At 43.6% G+C, this 2693-nt stretch carries 3 protein-coding genes; 2 read left to right on the top strand and 1 reads right to left on the bottom strand.

The window, feature by feature from the left end:
* Window positions 1–738: tetratricopeptide repeat protein (locus tag B7C60_RS01355; protein WP_245868383.1), on the bottom strand; the 738-nt coding region annotated here is incomplete at its 3' end.
* 297 nt (window positions 739–1035) lie between these two features.
* Between B7C60_RS01355 and proV the strand changes: the two genes are divergently transcribed.
* Both proV and B7C60_RS17435 read left to right on the top strand, forming a co-directional pair.
* Window positions 1036–2223: a glycine betaine/L-proline ABC transporter ATP-binding protein ProV gene (gene proV, locus B7C60_RS01350; protein ID WP_099610107.1), complete on the top strand. Its 1188-nt coding sequence runs from the start codon at window positions 1036–1038 to the stop codon at window positions 2221–2223.
* Window positions 2224–2225: 2 nt separating this feature from the next.
* Window positions 2226–2693: ABC transporter permease (locus B7C60_RS17435; protein ID WP_483887744.1), on the top strand; the 468-nt coding region annotated here is incomplete at its 3' end.

The raw sequence follows: 2693 nt of genomic DNA, 5'->3' as shown, positions 1-2693 counted from the left end.
CTGAATATCTTCCAACGCCTGTTCTTCAGCCCCTAAACGAGCATAAGCACAAGCTCGCTGATACAGTGCAGGGCCATTACTTTCATCCAACTCGAGCACTCGATTACATAAGCTCATTGCCCAATGGTACTCCTGCATCTCCATGACCGCATCAGCTTTATAAGTTAATGCTTCTAGATCGCCTGGGCGAATCTTAAGAATTTCATCATACACTTCGATTCGTTGCTCGGCTGTTTGTACATTCTGCGAACGCAACCACAAATTATGAATCTCATTGATAATTTCAATTTCTCGGTTATTTTCACTGATGATGCTACTTTTGCGTTTAAGATCACGCTCTAACGCGACAAATTTCCGCTCATATTCTTGAGCTATTTTATTAAGTTTTTTATCGGCCATTTCTCGAGTGTTATGCTTTACCTCTCTTAATGATTGCCAACCAATTAAGGCGACCAGTGAAGCGACCCCCGCAATTACATAGAAAAAATAGGTCACGGTGACATTAGAATAATTGAGAGATTTGTCAGCAACAGCCAACTCTCGATCCGTGATCTGAATCGTCAAACGCCGTTCTAGATCCTGTTGATCCTGACGTAACGCTTTTAACTCATCTAAAATATACCGTTCCACTAAGGGCCTATCTAATATCGGTGATTCCGAGTAAGGCACGGCTTGTTGCTCTTGAGCAAAAAGGTTTGTCGTACTGCCCAACAGCAAAACCACTCCATATAGCACCATCCAAAATTGTCGCACGCGTTACGCTCCTCAATTACATCAATTTCACCGTCACATCATACCGCTAAATCAGTTTATATGCAGGCGCAGTGAGAAAAAACCACCCCACCCAAAACATTCTACCTCAAATTAAAACACTTTTTTTTGTATTTTTTATTTTCTTTAAAAAACAACATTTTAACTAAAATTACACACTAGCAGCACCAATAAAAACTTGAAAAGCCATAAAACAATGTTTAGTGTTCTATGCATATTTTCTATTTTCATTGTGTCATATTGACAAAGATAAAGGATATAAAGATGTCAACTATGCTGGAAGTGAAGAACCTTTATAAGGTGTTTGGAGAGACACCAGATGAAGCGTTCCCTCTCATCGAAAAAGGCCTGAATAAAGATCAAATCTTTGAAAAAACAGGCCTGACCGTTGGGGTTAAAGATGTGTCATTATCGATTAATGAAGGGGAGATTTTTGTGATCATGGGGCTTTCAGGCTCCGGAAAATCGACCCTTGTTCGATTATTAAACCGTTTGATTGAACCGACCCGAGGGAGCGTTTTACTCAAAGGAAACGACATTGCCACAATTTCTGACCAAGCGTTAAGAACCGTTCGTCGTCAAAGTATCTCCATGGTGTTTCAAAACTTTGCCCTCATGCCACACATGACCGTGATAGAGAACACGGCTTTTGGCCTTGAATTAGCAGGTGTTGATGAGAAAGAGCGCCACCAAATCGCCCGTCAAGCGCTTGAGCGAGTCGGGTTAGAAGCTTACTGTGATTCCTACCCTGATGAACTTTCTGGTGGTATGAAACAACGCGTTGGGCTCGCCAGAGCGCTCAGCAATGATCCCGATATTTTATTAATGGATGAGGCTTTCTCCGCCCTTGACCCTTTGATTCGTAGTGAAATGCAAGACGAACTGATTCGTCTACAAAATGATGACAAGCGCACTATTGTTTTTATTTCTCATGATTTAGATGAAGCGATGCGCATCGGGGATCGCATCGCTATTATGCAGGATGGTGTGGTGGTACAAGTCGGCACTCCGGATGAAATACTGCATCAACCAGCAAATGATTATGTCAGTTCCTTTTTCCGCGGCGTCAATATCGCTAGCGTGTTCAGTGCAAAAGATATCGCGCGTAAAAAACCTGCGGCGGTCTTTAAAAAACATGATAACGATGGCCCAGCAACCGCCCTGCAATTGCTACTAGATAATGAGCGAGAATTTGGCATTGTGGTTGATCGCACCAATAAATACACCGGCATTGTTTCACTTGACTCGCTAAAAGCCGCCAAAAAAGAGCAACGCTCTCTTAACAGCGCTTTATTATCAGACACGGTGACCATTCACCCTGATGTTTCCGTCGGCGACTTAATTAGCCAAGTGGCCAGTGTGCCTTATGCTGTTCCTGTTGTGGATGAACAACGGAAATATTTTGGCGTCATCACAAAATCACGATTACTGCAAACTTTAGATAGAGAATAATTATGACCACGGAAACAAGTCATGCCGCGGCAAACGCCGCAGATCCTTGGGGAGCAGCGACTCAAACGGTCAGCAGCGACCCATGGTCAACCACCTCAAGTGCCACCGCCGCTAATGATTGGCTCAATGCCGCACCAGTCACCACCGAACCGTTTGATTGGTTACACCCATTTAAAGAGGCCCATATCCCTTTTGATCACTGGGTAGAAACCGCCATTAATGGACTGGTTCAGCATGGTCGGCCATTATTTCAAGCCATTCGTGTGCCTATTGATTTCATACTCAGTTCATTCCAAACCACACTGATTTCAACACCAGCTCCACTTATGCTGTTGATTGTATTACTGATTACTTGGCAGCTTGCTGGGCGACGTTTGGGTATCGCCTCTTTCGTCTCATTGCTTGTCATTGGTCTTATTGGTGCTTGGGATGAGGCAATGGTCACTCTAGCCTTAGTCATGACCTCAGTT

Origin of the sequence: Vibrio fujianensis, from assembly GCF_002749895.1 — a bacterium.
Classification (GTDB): Bacteria; Pseudomonadota; Gammaproteobacteria; order Enterobacterales; family Vibrionaceae; genus Vibrio; species Vibrio fujianensis.
This window is presented reverse-complemented; position numbering and strand designations above follow the sequence as displayed.

What these genes read in the sequence shown, in the direction of transcription:
- proV (WP_099610107.1), top strand. Translation starts at nt 1,036, where the DNA reads ATGTCAACTATGCTGGAAGTGAAGAACCTTTATAAGGTGTTTGGAGAG.